14 protein-coding genes and 12 tRNA genes are annotated in these 17,521 nt (G+C 29.5%); 24 read left to right on the top strand and 2 right to left on the bottom strand.

What is annotated here, in order from left to right; all coding sequences use genetic code 11:
• The first annotated feature begins 68 nt into the window (after positions 1-68).
• A complete protein-coding gene (gene thrS, locus ACMX2D_RS06330) occupies positions 69-2,015 on the top strand; it encodes a threonine--tRNA ligase (protein ID WP_414973184.1) in 1,947 nt (648 codons plus the stop codon).
• A 59-nt stretch (positions 2,016-2,074) separates the two neighbouring features.
• Here thrS and ACMX2D_RS06325 read toward each other — a convergent pair whose 3' ends face one another.
• A complete protein-coding gene (locus tag ACMX2D_RS06325; protein WP_414973183.1) occupies positions 2,075-2,878 on the bottom strand; it encodes a CPBP family intramembrane glutamic endopeptidase in 804 nt (267 codons plus the stop codon).
• Between the two features lie 10 nt (positions 2,879-2,888).
• Positions 2,889-3,584 carry a Crp/Fnr family transcriptional regulator gene (locus ACMX2D_RS06320; protein WP_414971146.1) on the bottom strand — a complete coding sequence of 232 codons (696 nt, stop codon included), beginning with the start codon at positions 3,582-3,584 and terminating at the stop codon, positions 2,889-2,891.
• 433 nt (positions 3,585-4,017) lie between these two features.
• On the opposite strand from ACMX2D_RS06320, the gene ACMX2D_RS06315 reads away from it, so the two are divergent.
• From ACMX2D_RS06315 to ACMX2D_RS06205, 23 genes are all read left to right on the top strand, one after another.
• Positions 4,018-5,295, top strand: coding sequence for a dicarboxylate/amino acid:cation symporter (locus ACMX2D_RS06315; RefSeq protein ID WP_414973182.1), 1,278 nt, complete (start codon positions 4,018-4,020; stop codon positions 5,293-5,295).
• A 151-nt stretch (positions 5,296-5,446) separates the two neighbouring features.
• Entirely contained in the window at positions 5,447-6,100 is a 654-nt protein-coding gene (locus ACMX2D_RS06310) for a cupin domain-containing protein (protein WP_414973181.1), read from the top strand.
• 462 nt (positions 6,101-6,562) lie between these two features.
• On the top strand, positions 6,563-6,949 hold the full coding sequence (locus ACMX2D_RS06305; RefSeq protein ID WP_414973179.1) for a YbgA family protein: 387 nt from the start codon (positions 6,563-6,565) through the stop codon (positions 6,947-6,949).
• Position 6,950: 1 nt separating this feature from the next.
• Positions 6,951-7,319: a TIGR02328 family protein gene (locus ACMX2D_RS06300; RefSeq protein WP_414973178.1), complete on the top strand. Its 369-nt coding sequence runs from the start codon at positions 6,951-6,953 to the stop codon at positions 7,317-7,319.
• A 235-nt stretch (positions 7,320-7,554) separates the two neighbouring features.
• Positions 7,555-9,090 carry a YjjI family glycine radical enzyme gene (locus tag ACMX2D_RS06295; protein WP_414973177.1) on the top strand — a complete coding sequence of 512 codons (1,536 nt, stop codon included), beginning with the start codon at positions 7,555-7,557 and terminating at the stop codon, positions 9,088-9,090.
• Complete coding sequence (locus ACMX2D_RS06290) at positions 9,080-9,925, top strand: YjjW family glycine radical enzyme activase (protein WP_414973176.1); 846 nt, start codon at positions 9,080-9,082, stop codon at positions 9,923-9,925. The genes ACMX2D_RS06295 and ACMX2D_RS06290 overlap by 11 nt, the downstream gene beginning before the upstream one ends.
• 164 nt (positions 9,926-10,089) lie before the next feature.
• A complete protein-coding gene (locus ACMX2D_RS06285) occupies positions 10,090-13,311 on the top strand; it encodes a leucine-rich repeat domain-containing protein (RefSeq protein WP_414973175.1) in 3,222 nt (1,073 codons plus the stop codon).
• 290 nt (positions 13,312-13,601) lie between these two features.
• Positions 13,602-14,054: a tRNA (adenosine(37)-N6)-threonylcarbamoyltransferase complex ATPase subunit type 1 TsaE gene (gene tsaE, locus ACMX2D_RS06280; protein ID WP_414971161.1), complete on the top strand. Its 453-nt coding sequence runs from the start codon at positions 13,602-13,604 to the stop codon at positions 14,052-14,054.
• Entirely contained in the window at positions 14,051-14,734 is a 684-nt protein-coding gene (tsaB, locus tag ACMX2D_RS06275; protein WP_414973174.1) for a tRNA (adenosine(37)-N6)-threonylcarbamoyltransferase complex dimerization subunit type 1 TsaB, read from the top strand. Before tsaE ends, tsaB begins: the two co-directional genes overlap by 4 nt.
• On the top strand, positions 14,735-15,169 hold the full coding sequence (rimI, locus tag ACMX2D_RS06270; RefSeq protein ID WP_414973173.1) for a ribosomal protein S18-alanine N-acetyltransferase: 435 nt from the start codon (positions 14,735-14,737) through the stop codon (positions 15,167-15,169).
• On the top strand, positions 15,169-16,179 hold the full coding sequence (gene tsaD, locus ACMX2D_RS06265) for a tRNA (adenosine(37)-N6)-threonylcarbamoyltransferase complex transferase subunit TsaD (RefSeq protein WP_414973172.1): 1,011 nt from the start codon (positions 15,169-15,171) through the stop codon (positions 16,177-16,179). The genes rimI and tsaD overlap by 1 nt, the downstream gene beginning before the upstream one ends.
• A 192-nt stretch (positions 16,180-16,371) precedes the next feature.
• Positions 16,372-16,446, top strand: a tRNA-Glu gene (locus tag ACMX2D_RS06260).
• 29 nt (positions 16,447-16,475) lie between these two features.
• Positions 16,476-16,551 (top strand) — tRNA-Val (locus tag ACMX2D_RS06255).
• A 5-nt stretch (positions 16,552-16,556) separates the two neighbouring features.
• Positions 16,557-16,633: transfer RNA gene (locus ACMX2D_RS06250), tRNA-Asp, on the top strand.
• Positions 16,634-16,641: 8 nt separating this feature from the next.
• Positions 16,642-16,717 (top strand) — tRNA-Thr (locus ACMX2D_RS06245).
• Positions 16,718-16,739: 22 nt separating this feature from the next.
• Positions 16,740-16,824 (top strand) — tRNA-Tyr (locus tag ACMX2D_RS06240).
• Between the two features lie 40 nt (positions 16,825-16,864).
• Positions 16,865-16,938, top strand: a tRNA-Gly gene (locus ACMX2D_RS06235).
• 4 nt (positions 16,939-16,942) lie between these two features.
• Positions 16,943-17,019 (top strand) — tRNA-Arg (locus ACMX2D_RS06230).
• Positions 17,020-17,024: 5 nt separating this feature from the next.
• A tRNA-Gln gene (locus ACMX2D_RS06225) sits at positions 17,025-17,101 on the top strand.
• A gap of 7 nt (positions 17,102-17,108) precedes the next feature.
• Positions 17,109-17,184: transfer RNA gene (locus tag ACMX2D_RS06220), tRNA-Lys, on the top strand.
• Between the two features lie 5 nt (positions 17,185-17,189).
• A tRNA-Ser gene (locus ACMX2D_RS06215) sits at positions 17,190-17,278 on the top strand.
• 4 nt (positions 17,279-17,282) lie between these two features.
• Positions 17,283-17,373 (top strand) — tRNA-Ser (locus ACMX2D_RS06210).
• Positions 17,374-17,380: 7 nt separating this feature from the next.
• Positions 17,381-17,457, top strand: a tRNA-Ile gene (locus tag ACMX2D_RS06205).
• Positions 17,458-17,521: the final 64 nt, after the last annotated feature.

Here is a 17,521-nt window from a genome sequence, read left to right as displayed (position 1 = left end):
GGTGGAACCACGAGTCATCGTCCCTACAGTTTTGTAGGGATGAGGCTCTTTTTTTATAGGAGGATAATATGGAAATGATTAAAGTTACATTCCCTGACGGGTCTATTCATGAATTTGAAAAAGGGGTAAAGATTTTAGATGTTGCAATTAGCATTTCAGAGGGTTTTGCAAGAAATGTTTTAGGTGCTGTTGTTAATGATGATATTATAAAAGGTTTAAGCGAAACATTAAAAGAAGATTGTACAGTTAAATTTGTAAAATTTGAAGATAAAGAAGGAAAAGAAATTTTTTGGCATACATCAAGTCATGTAATGGCTCTTGCTATTCAAAGACTATTTCCTGATACAAAATTTGGAATAGGACCTGCAATAGACAATGGATTTTACTATGACTTGGATTCAGAACATAAATTTACACCGGAAGATTTGGAAAAAATCGAAGCGGAAATGAAGAAAATTGTTAAAGAAGGATATTCTGTTGACAGAAAAGAAGTTGATAGGGACTTTGCTTTAAAATATTTTGCAGAAAAAGGTCAAGATTATAAAATAGACTTAATTGAGGGCTTTGACAAAGATGCAGAACTTTCTTTCTATGAATTAGGAGATTTTACTGACCTTTGTAGAGGACCACATCTTATTGATGTTAAAAAGATAAAAGCAGTTAAACTTTTGAGTATCGCCGGTGCTTATTGGAGAGGTAGCGAAAAAAATAAAATGCTACAAAGAATTTATGGTATCACTTTTGAAAAGAAAAAAGATTTGGATGAATATTTAGAATTCTTAGAAGATGCAAAACAAAGAGATCATAGAAAAATTGGTAAAGAATTGGGAATCTTTATGATTAGCCAAAATGTAGGAGCGGGTCTTCCTTTCTGGTTACCTAAAGGTGCTACAATTAGACGTGTAGTTGAAAGATATATAGTTGATAAAGAAATAGAATGTGGATATGAACATGTCTATACACCTATTCTTGCAAATGTTGACCTATATAAAACTTCAGGTCATTGGGATCACTATCAAGACAGTATGTTCCCACCAATGGACTTAGGAAATGGAGAATTATTAGTTTTAAGACCGATGAACTGTCCTCATCATATGGAAATTTACAATAATGATGTTCACAGTTACAAAGAATTCCCTATAAGAATTGCTGAACTTGGAATGATGCATCGTTACGAAATGAGCGGTACACTTTCAGGATTACAAAGAGTTAGAGAAATGACTTTAAATGATGCTCATATCTTTGTTCGTCCTGATCAAATAAAAGAAGAATTTACAAGAGTTGTAAATTTAATGAAATCAGTTTATGAAGATTTTGACATAAAGAATTTCAGATTCAGATTAAGTTACAGAGATTCTGAAAACAAGGAAAAATACTTTGATGATGATGAAATGTGGAATAATGCCGAAGCAATGCTTAAGAGTGCAATGGATGACTTAGGATATGAATACTTTGAAGCAAAGGGGGAAGCAGCTTTCTATGGTCCAAAACTTGACGTTCAAGTTAAGACTGCTATCGGTTTGGAAGAAACTCTTTCTACAATTCAACTTGACTTCTTATTGCCACAAAGATTTGATTTAACTTATGTTGGAGAAGACGGAAAGAATACTCACAGACCTGTTGTAATTCACAGAGGAATTGTTTCTACAATGGAAAGATTTGTAGCTTACTTGATTGAAGAATACAAAGGTTCATTCCCAACTTGGTTAGCACCTGAACAAGTTAAGATTTTACCAATTTCTGATAAATTTAATGACTATGCTTATGAATTGCAAAAAGAATTTGCTAAAAAAGATATAAGAGTAGTTGTAGATGACAGAGCGGAAAAAATAGGACTAAAAATCAGAGAAGCACAACTTGCAAAAATTCCATATAGTTTAATCGTTGGAGAAAATGAAGTAAACGAAGGAACTGTTTCAGTTAGAAAACGTGGAGAGGGAGATAAGGGTTCAATGAAAGCTGATGCATTCCTTGAAATGATTTTAGAAGAAGTAAATTCTAAAGTTGTAAAATAATTTAGAAATTGAATTTATAAGTAAACAAAAAGCTATTGAAGTAAAACTTCAATAGCTTTTTAACTATATAACATTGCTATTAATGCAACTATATTATTTATAAAATGTCCCAATATACAAGGCATTAAAGATTTTGTTTTTTCGTATATTAAACATCCAATAAAACTTGGTACAAAATACAAAGGAACTAAATATAATCCGTCGTGAATCATACCAAAAATAAATGCTGACACAAATGCAGGTAATAATATTTTTAAAAACTTTCCATTTTTTTGAAAAATTTCGTGTAAAAATGTAAATATACCATATTTAAAAGCAATTTCTTCTCCTATTGGAGCAGCTACCAATAGATTAAAGATTAATAACTTGTTATATTTTAATGATTCGGCTATGCCTTCAGTGTTTCCACTCTTAAAATCTAAGCCAATAATTGAATATACATATGAAATTACAAAATTCCATGAAAGCATAATTATTCCTAGAGCAACACCAAATAAAATTAGTTTTGCAATAGAAAATTCAGTTTTTTTAATAGAAATACTATCTTTTCGATTTTTGTAAATCAATAGAGCCATTACAAAAGTGAAAATAGTAGCAAGAGAACCTAAAATACTAGATAGAAAATTGTTAAATGTTTCGTCATTTTCTATAAGTGATGGATTGTTCTCAAAAAATCTTTTTGCTATTTCTGAATCAAATATAAGATCGTCAATCAGAGTAAATCTAAACAGTGCAGCTACTACTATAAAAAATAAAATCGGAGTTATAAAATAATTTATAACTAAAATTAATGATTTTAAGTTAAATCTTTTCGTTTTAATTTCCGGATTTGATACATTTGTATTTTCTATGTATTCATTCATACTACACCTATTATTCGCTATCTACACCTTTTTCCTTAGAGTATTCCACTAAATTATCATAATTTTCTTTTGAAATTATAATTTTACCGGTTTTTCTGGAAATACAATTTCTGTCAATTAATTCGTTTAAATATCTGTACATTGTTCTTTCATTAATTCCCAAATAGTCTGAAATAACTTTTTTAGTTAAAGAAATTTTAACAGGGAATTCAGCATCAACACATTTTGATAAAAAGAATTCAATTAAGTTTTTCTTTCTTCCATAGTTTTTAGTTAAATCAAATGTGGCGATTGAATGTTTTGCAAAATCTAATAAAAATTGATTGTAAATTTTTAGAAGTTCAATACTTTCAGGTTCCTTTTCAAATCTTTCTACAGGAATTCTTATAAGTCTTGTATCTTTGAAGAATGCTACACTCTTATAGAAGTCGTGCTTGTTATCCATAAACTCAAGCAATCCTAAAATAGAAGTGTTAGTTATGTGATTAAATACTATCAGCTCCCCAACAGGTGTAAAATGAACAACATTCGCACTTCCCCGCACTAATAAATATAAATAATCTAATTTATCATTTTCTTTGATTATTACAGTTTTCTTCTTTACTTTAAGTACAGTGAATTCTGAATATAATCTTTTATCTAATTTTAAATCAAAAGTTTTGTCAATTAAAACTTTTCTCAATAAAGTAACCAATTTACTTTCCATCAATGTCCTCCTTAATATCCTAATACAACAATATTATAATACAAATATAAGAAAAAATAAATAGAGAATAACAAAGATTTAAAAAAAATTTTTAATTTATAATATTTTCTTTTCAAAGGAATTTAAACTAATAAAATAATAGAAATAATTGATAATATATTATTGTTAGAATATAAATTGATAAGAAATAAACATATAATGAAAAATATTAGTAAAAAATATATTTATATAATATTTATTAAATTTTCTTATGAAAACATATTCAAATGTGTTGACAAATATATAAAATATATGTTATCATTGTGTCATAGAGAATTAGTTCAAAATATTATTATTTTTTTATTGAAGATTCTCAAAAAAATTTTTATTATTTAATAACTTTTTTTCTGTAAATATAGAGAAATAAGGTTAAAATTCTTATAAGGAGGCTATTATGGGTAAAAAAAATCTTGTACTTCAAGTGTTCATTGCTTTTATTGCGGGTTTAATACTTGGAGTAGTGTTATGGTTGGCGAAAGTTGATATTTCCGGATATGTAAAAATCGTTTCCCCATTCGGCCAAGTTTTGGTTGCAATGTTAAAAATGATTGTAATTCCGGTAATCTTCTTGTCTTTAATTGATGGGGCCGCTTCAGTTCCTACAAAGGAATTTGGAAAAATCGGGGTAAAGGTAATAGTTTGGTATTTCTTAACTTCACTTTTTGCCGCTATTTTAGGTTCTGTACTTGCAATAGGATTTAATCCCGGATCAGGAGAAGCACAACAAGCTGCTTGGAAAACTCTTATAAATCCACAAAACACTTCTGAAATTGCTAGTAAAGCAAATAGTTCATTAACAGATGTATTTATAAGTATGTTCCAAAATCCATTCCAAGCTTTAGCACAAGGTAATTTCCTAGCTATTATTGTATTTTCTATAGGTTTTGGTCTTGCACTTAAGATGATTTCTGAAAGAGCTGAATATTCAGGAAAAGTTAAGGTTTTACTTGATATAATTGATGTTGCAAAAGAAGCTATTTTCAAAATTGTAGATTGGATTTTAGCATATTCTCCAATTGGGGTATTTGCTCTTACTTCAGTAAACTTTGCAAGTTATGGTTCTTCATTATTTGGACCTTACATCAAACTTACAATAGGTGTTGTACTTGGAATTTTTGCTATGGTATTAATAGTTTATCCTTTAATGATGGCTGTTACATTAAAAGTAAATCCTTTCAAAGTTTTGATGAAAATAAAAGAACCTATGCTTACTGCATTTGTAACAAGAAGTTCTGCTGCAGCACTTCCTGTATCTCTTAGAGTTGCAAAAGAAGATTTAAAAATAAGTGAAAATATTTCTTCATTCGCATTACCTTTAGGTTCTACAATCAACATGGACGGAGTTTGTATCCACTTACCAATGTTTGCAATTTTAGCTGCAAATATGTTTGGTGTTAAAGTTACATTTGTTTCACTTTCAGTTCTAGTTTTAACAACTGTTCTTGCATCAGTAGGAGCAGGTGGAGTTCCGGGCGGAAGTTTAATGTTACTATTTATAATCTTACAAAATATGAAACTTTCTCCAGAACAAATAGCTGTTATAGTTGGTCTTGCATTAGGAATTAACCCAATACTTGATATGTTCGAAACTATGAACAATGTAACAGGTGATATGGTTTGTACTTACAGCGTTGCAAAACTTTCAGGATTGGTTGATGAGGACAAAGAATAATATAATTTATAATTAATCTACGGGGTCAATGATTTTTCATTGACCTTTTTTATGTATTTTAAATTACTATAAATAGAATAGTTATTTACTGTTTCGAAAGGGTATATATTTTGCAAATACATATCGTTTTTAATAATAAAGGAGGTGCGATTTGAAAGAACAAGTTGGAAAAGTATATTCAATAGCCGAAGATAATAAAGCATTAGAAGGATGTACAATATCAAAAGAAGTACATGGAGGAGAAAATTACATAGCATATTTTTCTATGGCAGAAGATACAGATATAAGTGCAGAATTATTCCCTTATTATAAGCTGTTGATTGAAGCAGAGGGAGAGCTTGAAGTATATGGATTTTCTGAAAATATTAAAAAAGTAAAAGTAGGTGAATGTATTGTAACACCAATTGAAGTTCCAGTTGGGATGAGAACTAAATCAGGAGCAATATTCACTGAAATTGCAATAAAAAAGGAGGACTTTATGAATAAGTTAGTAAAAGCGGGAGAGGTTTTTAAATTAGGTGAATTATTACAATACCAAGAAGGTAAAATTGTAAATATGGACGTAGTCCACAATGATAAAATGAAATTTGTATTAATGGCATTTGATGCAGGAACAGGTCTATCAGAACACTCAGCACCAGGAGAAGCAATAGTATTTGCATTAGACGGTGAAGGAATTATAGGTTACGAAGGAACAGACCATGTAATTAAAGCAGGAGAGTGCTTCCATTTTGCAAAAGCCGGAAGACATTATGTAAAAGCCGAAAAGAATTTCAAAATGGCATTGCTTTTAACTTTGGAATAAAAAGAGAAATTTAAGATAATAATTAAATATAGAATAAAACGACCATATTTTGGTCGTTTTTTTGTGAGAAATAATAATTCTATGAGATTTTTACAACAGATTGTACATATATTACAGATTTAGACAATTTTTTCTTCAAACCTACTTTTCGTTGTTTACAAACAATAGTAGAGTTGTTAGGAAAAATTCTATTCTTTAAATCAATGGTAATGGGAATCTCATAAATCTAGTTTCTTAATTATTTTCAATCATTATTTAATAAAGATATATAAAGATAAAGTGTATAAAAGTATCATTGAAATATTAATATTACAACGTTATAATATTTTTCGATATTAATAGATTAATGAGTTTATATAGGGTATAATAAAAATATATGTATTTAACACTTACTTCAATTTGTATAAGTAGAAATTGTATTACATGGTTAATGATTTGAATATTTTTAAAGAGGGTGCGAATATGAGTCCTAAAAATAAAAGAAAAGAATGTGAAGAACTATGGGCGAAAAATAAATATTATGTACTAAGCAAATCTCATAAAACATATTTAGATATAAGAGAGTATTTGAAAGAAAAAGAAGTAGATATTTTAGTTCTAAATGAAAAAATACAAAAAGTAAGAGATATGAAAGAAAGTAAAAAAGATTTTAGAAATGCAATTCTTCATATATGGGGATATTTCAAAAAGCAATCAAGTGAAATTGAAAAACAAGAATTATTTAATATATTAGAAGAATATATGGAAGGCAAAAATACTCAATCATATGTAATTGGATATATAAAAACTTTACTAGCTAGATATCCAAATAAATATTTACAAGAATCAACTTTATTAAAAGGAGAATAATATGAGACTATGGCATGAAAAAATTATTCATCTATTACCTAGAAATCAGCTTCTTGGTCAACATAGAGAATGTTGTGCACTTAGAGGTAATGGATGGGGAAAAAAACACAAAACTGTAGATTATGTATTTTTATATTCTCCGTATTACTTGTTTGTTTATCACTCATTAGTTATGGATGAAATGGTAAAAAGAGGGTTCAAAGTATCCATAGAATGGAAAGATAAGAATTATAGAGGAAAGAAAGCAGAAAGTTATAATAATCTTGAAGAAAAAATTACAGATACCCCAATTTACAAAGAGCATAATAATGAATACTTGATTGAATGTATAGAAAACTTAAGAAAAAAAGGGATAAAATTAAAACTATAAAAGTTCAAATTTTAAAATAAATTAAAACGACCGTAGGGTCGTTTTTTTAAAAAAACAGAGGTTTTTATGATTTAAATGTATTTAACTTGAGTTAATAAAGGTTTTTTGTTTTTTTATTAAATAAATTTCAAAATATTCTCTTAAAAAAGACAATTAACAGTATCATTTTGGAGATTATTCATATATAATATGGGTAAATAGTAAATGACTTTTTGACATAAAATTGGAGGTATTTATGATTTCTAAAATAAAAACATTGGACGAAGCTAGAGAATTATCAATGAATATTATTAAGGCTAAGGATTTAACTTATGAGCAAAAGACTTCTCAACTTGCAAAGCTTGCAGAGAATTTGAATGATTTTCCTGTAAGTTCAGTTAATGAGAGAATTTTTGAAATTTCTGAAAATGGAGGTTTCTGCGATTTGTGGGAAGGTCATGCGCCTTATGCACCGAGATACATTTGCCCTAATTATCAAAAACTTTTAGATGAGGGCTGTAAGTTTTTACGTCTTGAAAAGGCTGAAACTTTACTTGATGCTATTAATAGTTTATTAATTTTTTATCATCATGTTCCTTCTATAACAAGATATCCTGTTTATATTGGGAAAATTGATAAGCTTTTAAATCCATTTATTACAGATAGAGAGGAAGCTAAAAAGTTGATTAAGTGGTTTTTAGTTTCTTTAGATAGAACAATTAATGACAGTTTTTGCCATGCAAATATTGGACCCGAAAAGACTGTTGCAGGAGAAATTATTTTAGAATTACTTCCAACTTTAAATAATGTTACTCCAAATATGACAATTCTTTATAATGAAGATATTACACCGGATGATTTTGGAGAAAAGGCAGTTTATGCATCTCTTTTAACTGCAAATCCTGCTTTTGCTAATGATAAATACTATAGAAAAGATTTTAATGGAGATTATGCGATAGCAAGTTGCTATAATGGACTTCCAATTTCAGGCGGAGCATTTACTTTAAGTAGATTAAGACTTGGCTCTCTTGCTAGAAGTTCAAGTTCAAAACAAGATTTCTTTGATAGAGTTTTACCTGAAGCAATAGATTTAATGTGCAATTTTATGGAAGGAAAAATCAGATTTTTAGTTGAGGAAACTCCTTTCTTTGAGGAAAACTTCTTAGTTAAAGAAGGTTTTATCGAGTTAGATAGATTTGTTGGACTTTTCGGAGTTGTAGGACTTCATGAATGTGTTCAAAAACTTTTAGAGTTTGAAAGTAAAGATTTAGTTTATGGAAAAGACGATTATGCCAACAATTTGGGGCTAGAAGTAATGGATTTTGTAGAAAATAGAGTTAATTCATTTGAAAGTAAGTATTCAACTTTCTGGAACCATAGATTTATGCTTCATTCACAAGTTGGGGCACAAGATGATATGGAAGATAGTGCAGGAGTTAGAATCAGAATAGGTAAGGAAATTCCTATGTATGACCATATTAAACATTCAGCTTTATTCCATAAGTATTTTCCATCAGGAATTGGCGACCATTTTCCATTTGATGAAACTGCTGAAAAGAATCCTGCTGCTGTTTTAGATATTTTTAAGGCTGCATTTAGATTAAATATGAGATATATTTCATGTTATGGAGAAAATGGCGATTTGATTCGTGTAACAGGATATTTAGTAAAGAAATCTGATATGCAAAAATTTATTGATGGAGAAAGTATCAGCTATGATACTGTTCAATATGCAAGAGAGGCTTTTGAAAAATATCATTTATTAGAACGTAAGGTTAGAGATGTCAAATAAAGGAATTATAAATAAAATAATAGATATGTCGGTGGTAGACGGACCTGGAAACAGGACGTCTATTTTCCTACAGGGTTGTAATTTCAACTGTTTTTATTGTCATAATCCCGAAACTATAAGACATTGTATAAATTGTATGGAATGTATTCCATCTTGCCCAACAAATAGTTTGACAAATGTTAATGGAAAAATAGTTTGGAATGATAAGACCTGTATAAATTGTGATGAATGTATAAGGGTTTGTAAACATCTTTCAAGTCCGAAGATATACAATTGGACAGTTGAAGAAACGGTTGAAAGAATAAAAAAGAATATGCCGTTTATTAGAGGAATTACAGTTAGTGGAGGAGAATGTACTCTGCAACATACTTTTTTAACTTCTCTTTTTACAGAGGTTAGAAAGCTTGGTCTTACTTGTTTTGTTGATACAAATGGTGGAATACCTTTAAAGAGACTTCCTGATTTTGTAGAAGTTTCAGATGCTTTTATGCTCGATATAAAGGCTTTTGATAATGAGGAACATCTTTTTATAACTAAAAGTAAGGTTGATGTGGTTTTAGAAAACGCAGATTATCTTGCAAGTATTAATAAACTATTTGAGATAAGGACTGTAACAATTGCCGGAATGGACAATAGAACTACTATTGATAATATTACAAAGATGCTTTCCAAATACATAAAAATGGGACATAAAATTCGATATAAAATTATAAAATACAGAAAATATGGAGTTAGAGAAGAATATAGTATGTTTTCTGCTCCAACGGATGATGAAATGCAAGAATTAAAACAAATAGCACTTCAAAATGGATTTGAAGATGTTATTATCGTTTAGTCAATATTATAAAATATTTTAGAACTATGTGTTATGCATAGTTCTTTTTTTTGTATAGAAAATATTAATGCATAGGTGGTTTAGAATAAGATATATCTATTATACTTTAAAATCATTATATGATAAAATAATATTGTATATTTATTTTCAAATGGAGGATAGTTATGAAAAATAAAAGCATATTAGCTTTAGCACTACTTTGCGGATTTTCTTTTTCACAGGTAAGTTTTGCCGATAGTGAAACTGTGATTTACAACAAAGACGGAATTATAGTTAATTTAATTGGAGATGGCGATGGAATTTTTAAGATTTCTGTTGAAAATAAGACTTCAAAAGATATGGTTGGGGTTAAAGTAAAGACAGAAGATATTAAGGGTCTTAAAATCGTTAAGGGAAAAGAACTTGAGATTGGCAATATAAAAGCCGGAGAAAAGAAAGTTTTAGAAAATGAAAAAATACAATTTGAAGTAGTAGAAGTTATTAAAGATGGCATTAAAAAAGGAAAACTGGCTAAAACTGGTATTGCAGGAGTTTACAAAATCAATGTAACAATTGCGGTAGCGGGAATTGTTGGAGTTATTTGTGTTTTAGTTTCTAAAAAGAGAAATGCAAAAAAACTTTTATCTGTTGCAGTTGGTACAGGAATTTTGATGTCTTCAGTTTTGGCTTATAACTCAAATGCAGAAGGTACTTATAAAAATTCTGCCAATTTATCCGGAAAGATAGAAATAAAAGGAAAGATTTATGACTATGTTGGAGTTTTAATGTGGAATGAGGGTAATTCTAAAGTTGAAGATGACGAACAGGATAAAGTTGTTGAAATTGAGGATGCAAACTTGAAAAAATTCATTTTAGATAAGTTACATTCCTATAATGGTGAAGATAGCTTTGAAGCAGAAATGAATGAATATAATTTTAAACTTACAGACAAGTCATATAGAAAAGATAAAAATTCAAATGAAATCTATAAGAGTGATTTGGAAAAAATTGAATCAATAGGAATTAGAGGAATGGATGCGGCTGAAGAAAATCTTATTGAAGTTAGCAGTATTAAAGGACTTGAATATTGTAAAAATTTAAAGACTCTTACAATTTCTTCCGGCGAAATTCCTGATGATAACGAAGAAATAAGATATTCAAAAGGAGCTATTAAAGATTTAACACCACTTTCAAATCTTAAAAAACTTGAATTGTTAAGACTTTCTCATAATGAAATTTCAGATGTTTCTCCACTAAAAGATTTGACAAGACTTAAATATTTGTATATTTCACATAATAATATTTCAGATATTAGCTCATTGAAAGATTTAACTAATTTAGAAAATTTTGATTTTGCAGTTAATAAAGTATCTGAAATGAGCGTTGTTAAAAACTTTAAGAAACTTAATTTACTAGATATTTATTCAAATAAAATTTCAAATATCAATTACATTAAAGAACTTGAAAAATTAACTTATTTTAGAGCGGATAGCAATAATATTGAAAATATTAGTGCTTTGAAAAATTTAAAATTATTAGAAGACTTAGATTTAGGAAATAATAAGATTAAAGATATTTCTGTTATAGACGGCTTAACAAAATTGACAAAATTGAGTTTAAAGGGTAATAATCTTGACAGTTTTAATTTAACAAATATTACTAAAGTTGAAGATTTGAATCTTGAAAATAATAAAATTTCAGATGTTTCTTTCTTAGAAAAACTTACTAAACTTACAAGCTTGAATTTGAATAAAAACAATGTAGAAAATATTGAAGTCGTAAGTAATTTAAAAGATTTAATTTATTTATATTTGAATAAGAACAATGTAGAAAATATAGACGCTTTAAAATCTTTAAGTAAACTTTCAAATTTAACAATATCAAATAACAATGTTTCAGATATTTCAGCTCTTAAAGACTTAAATGAACTTGCAAGTGTTAAAATTGACGGAAATAAAGTAAGAGATTTTTCACCTATTAACGATAAGAGCAGTATTTTTGAAAAAGTTATTCATAATCAAAATTTAGATTTAGATGATGTAGCTGTTAGTGAAAAAATTTTTGAAATTGAAAATCCTTTTATTGGACTAGACAAGATTGCTAAAGGTGGAAATGTCAATGTTAGCTCAGAAACTGAGGGAGTTACAGTAACTTTAGAAGACGGAAAATTAAAATTTAATTTAACAGATGAAGCACTTAATAAAACTAAAGACGGCGGTTTAGACTTAAAAGTTAAATTTGCTTTTGAAAATGAAATGGACTATGCAAATAATCCTACTGAATTAAATTTGAATTTAAAACTTGTTCATTCAAGCAAAAAAGTTGTTAAAATTGAAGATGCTAAACTTTTAAAGGTTATTAATAAGAATTTAGATAAAAATAGAGCGGATAATCAAGCGGTTACTGTTGAAGAAATGGAAAGTTTAACAGAATTATCAATTTTCTTAAAAGAAGATGGAAGTGCCGACTTTAGTGAAAATGCAAAATATTCCATACTTGGAGTTCCTCAAAGTTTAGCTGGAACAAAAGATTTTAAATTTGCAGTTACAAGAGGAATGAAGAGCATTAAAGGTTTGGAATATGCAAAAAATCTTAGGAAATTGAAAGTAAATGAAAATGAGATTGCAGATATTTCTCCGCTTAAAAATTTAACTAAATTGGAATATTTAGAAATTCAAAGAAATAGAATTGTTGATTTAAAACCTTTAGAAAAATTAACAAATCTTACTTTCTTGAAATTATATAACAATTTAATTGAAGATATAACTCCTCTTTCTAATCTTACAAATCTAACAGGATTAGATTTACATTACAATGTAACTGTTGAAGGAGATGAACTTCATAAAAACATATCTAAGGGAATTACTGATATTTCAGCTTTAAAAAATTTGAAAAATTTAACATTCTTGGACATTTCAGCTAATAGAATAGAAGATGTTTCAATTATTAAGGATTTGAATAAAATTGAACATTTGGATATTTCAGGAAATAGAGTTAAAAATTATGAAGGACTAGGAGATTATATTGCCGAAAGATTGGAAAAAGCATTAAATGAAGGTGTTGGAAGTATACAATTTTCGGGGCAAGGAGTCAACTTTGGTTCTACTGTGGAAGTAAATGGTAAAGAAGTTTCTTTTGATACACCTTTTAAGGGAATTAAAGAACTTGGAAATTCATTGGCACAAGCATTTGGATCGGAAGAAACTATTAATCTATTTAGTGAAATTACTGCAGGTGATGATGGAATTGAAGCAAGTTATGATGTAGAAACAAATAAGATAACTTTAAAGTTTTCTGATGAATTTATTGCTGAATGTAAAGGAAGAACATTCGATATAAATTTAAAAATGACTTTTGATGAATATACTTGGACTTTAAAAAATGTAAAGCTTAAATTTTCAGAATAATATATAACGAAAAGGGAGATTGGATTAATCTCCTTTTTCTATTTTTACTGTTATAAAAATATTTTTTGTGATATAATAATTATAGCTTTATGCCTTATGATAAAGCTATAATTATTTCATCATAATAACCAAAATTTAATTATCAAAAATAGATTAAGATATAATAATTATGGATTTATGACTTATGATAAAGCTGTAATTATTTCATCGTAATTACCAAAAAAAAATAATCAAAAAGGAATTACGATATAATTAAATGTAATTTATATTTTAAATTTAGGAGGGAAAATTTGTTAGAGATTATTTTAAATTCTTTAGATGAATGTGATAATTTTTCTAAAAGATTTTCAAAAACATTAAAAAATGGCGATGTGATTTCTCTGGTTGGAGATCTTGGTGCCGGAAAGACAACTTTTACAAAATTTTTAGGAAAAAATTTGGGGATAGGTGAAGATATTACTTCACCAACTTTTAATTTAGTTAATTTATATTCCGGAAAGTTTGAATTTAATCATATGGATTTATATAGAATTAATACTCCGGAGGAACTTTATCAAATAGATTATGAAAATTATTTTTATCCTGATGGGATTACAGTAATAGAATGGGCGGAAAACGCAGGTTATTTATTACCTAAAAATTTAATTGAACTTGAGATTTTAAAAATTTCTGAAAATTCAAGAAAGATTGTAATTAAGGGAAATAATAAAAGAGAATTGGAAATTATAGAGGAATTAGAATGAAAATTTTAGCGATAGACACTTCAACAACTCATAGCTCCTGTGCAGTAATGGAAGATAATAATATTGTTGGAGATTTTAGTATTAATCAAAGTATGAGCCATAATGAGATTTTACTTGTAATGGTTGATGAAATGCTTAAAAAATTAAATATTGATATAGAAGATATAGATTTATTCGTTGCAGTTACAGGGCCGGGCTCTTTTACAGGAATAAGAATAGGGGTTACTGTCGTAAAGGCTTTGGCAATGGCTTTGAATAAACCGATAGTTGCAGTAAATACATTAGAGGCTCTTTCTTTTGGGGTGTTTTCCGATAAAAAGAAAATTCCTTTAATTGATGCTAGGGGAGAAAGAGTTTACTATGGAGTTTATGAGGGGATAAATAATAAAAATATTGTTGCTCCTGCTATTTTAACTATTGATGAGCTTTTGGAAGAATTTTCGGATAAAGGTGAATTTGTCTTTGTAGGAGATTGTGTTAATTTGTATAAGGAAAGAATTTTTAAAAATAAAAATTTTGCGGTTACTCCTGCATGTTTAAACAGTTGTATTTCAAGAAATGCCTGTGTTATTGGAAAACAAAAATTTGAAAGTGGAGATATTTCAGACTGTTTTAATTTAAGTCCTGAATATGTAAGACTTTCACAAGCTCAAAGAGATTTGGAAAATAAAGGTAAGTAGATGATTTTATATAGATATGCAGAAAATAAAGATGTCTTTGATATTCTTTCTTTAGACGAGGAAAATTTTTCTAATAATTTTGATGAAAAATTTTATTTGGAATATATAAAAAATCAAAGAGTCGTAGTTGCAGAGAAAGAAAATATAATTGTTGGATATGTTTTATTTAACCAAATTTTAGATGAAGCTGAAATTTATAAAATAGTAGTTTCTAAAGAGTTTAGAAAAAAACAGATAGCATTTAAAATTGTTGAATTTTTACTTGATGAATTAAAGAAAAATAATGTTAAGAAGATATTTTTAGAAGTTAGAAAAAGCAATATTCCTGCAATAAGTTTATATAAAAAATGTGGATTTATAGATATTAGAGAGATTATTGACTATTATACTAATCCTAAAGAAGATGGTATTATGATGTTAAAAGAGGTAGTTTAATGGAAGATATAAAAATAATGGCGATAGAAAGCAGTTGCGATGAAACAAGTGTTGCTATTGTAAAAAATGGAAGAGAAATTATTTCTAATATAATTTCTTCTCAAATAGATATGCATAAAAAATTTGGCGGAGTTGTTCCTGAAGTTGCAAGTAGAATGCATTTGGAAGTTATCAATAATATAGTAAAAGAGGCATTAGATGAAGCAAAAATCTCAATGGATGACATAGATGCAATTGCTGTAACTAAAGGGCCCGGTCTTGTTGGTGCTTTACTTGTCGGTATTTCAGAGGCGAAGGCACTTTCCTATGCTTGTAAAAAACCATTGGTTGGAGTTAATCATATGAAAGGACATATTTGTGCAGCATATATAACTCATAAAGAACTGGAGCCACCATTCATTTGTCTTTTAATTTCTGGGGGACATACTTATTTAGTACATGTAAAAGATTATAATAATATGGAAGTGATAGGAAAGACAATTGATGATGCTTGTGGAGAGGCTTATGATAAAGTTGCAAGATGTTTAGGGATGAATTATCCTGGTGGACCTGAAGTTGAAAGACTGGCAAAACTTGGAAATGAAAAAGCTATAGATTTTCCAAGAGTAATGCTTGATAAAAATAGCTATAACTTTAGCTTTAGCGGACTTAAAACTGCTGTATTAAATTATTTAAACAGTAAAAAGCAAAAAAATGAAGAAATATCAAAAGAAGATGTATGTGCCAGTTTTCAAAGAGCAGTTTTTGATGTATTAATATATAAGACTGAAAAACTGATGAAAGAGAAAGATTTGAAAACTCTTGTTGTGTCAGGAGGGGTTTCTGCGAATAATACATTAAGAGGGGAAACAGAAAAAATGTGTGAAAACAATAATTTCAAATCATATTTTCCTGATAAAATACTCTGTACAGATAATGCTGCTATGATTGCATCATCAGGATATTATGAGTATATATCCGGAGTAAGAAGTGATTTGACACTAAATGTTGAACCGAATTTGGAGTTGTAATTTTCCGAAAAAATTTTTTTAAAAAAGTGTTGACAACTAAAAAAATAAAGTGTATAATATTCGAGTAACTGTTTGAGAGATACATTTTTAAAAGATTAGTTAAATTAAAAGTTTTAAAAAAGTATTGACAAATTATGAGTTATAGTATATAATTATTAGGCAGTCAATTTTAAAACATAAATTGATTGATGAGGCCCCATGGTCAAGCGGTTAAGACATCGCCCTTTCACGGCGGTAACCCGGGTTCGAATCCCGGTGGGGTCACCACTTTATTTTAATTGGTGTTGGTTATATTTGGGCGCATAGCTCAGTTGGGAGAGCATCTGCCTTACAAGCAGGGGGTCATAGGTTCGAGCCCTATTGTGCCCACCAAATATGGCCTGGTAGTTCAGTTGGTTAGAATGCTAGCCTGTCACGCTAGAGGTCGTGGGTTCGAGTCCCATCCAGGTCGCCAATAATTATGCTGGTGTAGCTCAATTGGTAGAGCAACTGACTTGTAATCAGTAGGTTAGGGGTTCAAGTCCTCCCACCAGCTCCAATCTACTTTTTGTAGATTATATGGAGGAGTTCCCGAGTGGCCAAAGGGGACGGACTGTAAATCCGTTAGCTGCGCTTTCAGTGGTTCGAATCCACTCTCCTCCACCAATTGAATTTTTTGTTAAGACCATAAAGTTTGAGTTTATATGCGGGTGTAGCTCAGTGGTAGAGCCCCAGCCTTCCAAGCTGGTTGCGAGGGTTCGATTCCCTTCACCCGCTCCATTTTGCACCTATAGCTCAGCTGGATAGAGCAACGGACTTCTAATCCGTGTGCCAGAGGTTCGAATCCTCTTAGGTGCGCCAACCTTTGGGGTATAGCCAAGTCGGTAAGGCACTAGACTTTGACTCTAGCATTCCGCAGGTTCGAGTCCTGCTACCCCAGCCAATTTTATGATTCATTAGCTCAGTCGGTAGAGCACCTGACTTTTAATCAGGGTGTCCGGGGTTCGAATCCCCGATGGATCACCATTCATGGAGAGGTATCGAAGTGGTCATAACGAGGCGGTCTTGAAAACCGTTTGGGTTCACGCCCACGTGGGTTCGAATCCCACCCTCTCCGCCACAATGGAGAAATACTCAAGTGGCTGAAGAGGCTCCCCTGCTAAGGGAGTAGATCCTTTACGGGATGCGAGGGTTCAAATCCCTCTTTCTCCGCCAATAATTTGGGCCTTTAGCTCAGTTGGTTAGAGCGCCCGGCTCATAACCGGTAGGTCCCGGGTTCAAGTCCCTGAAGGCCCACCAAATTATCTGAAGATATTTCTGTTATAGAAATATCTCTTATTTTATAGAGCTAAAAAAGGATTGA

The sequence above is a fragment of the Parvimonas oralis genome, from assembly GCF_047608425.1.
In the GTDB taxonomy this organism is placed as follows: Bacteria; Bacillota; Clostridia; order Tissierellales; family Peptoniphilaceae; genus Parvimonas.
Note: the sequence above shows the minus strand (reverse complement) of the source record. Positions and strands in the feature narration are given on the sequence as shown.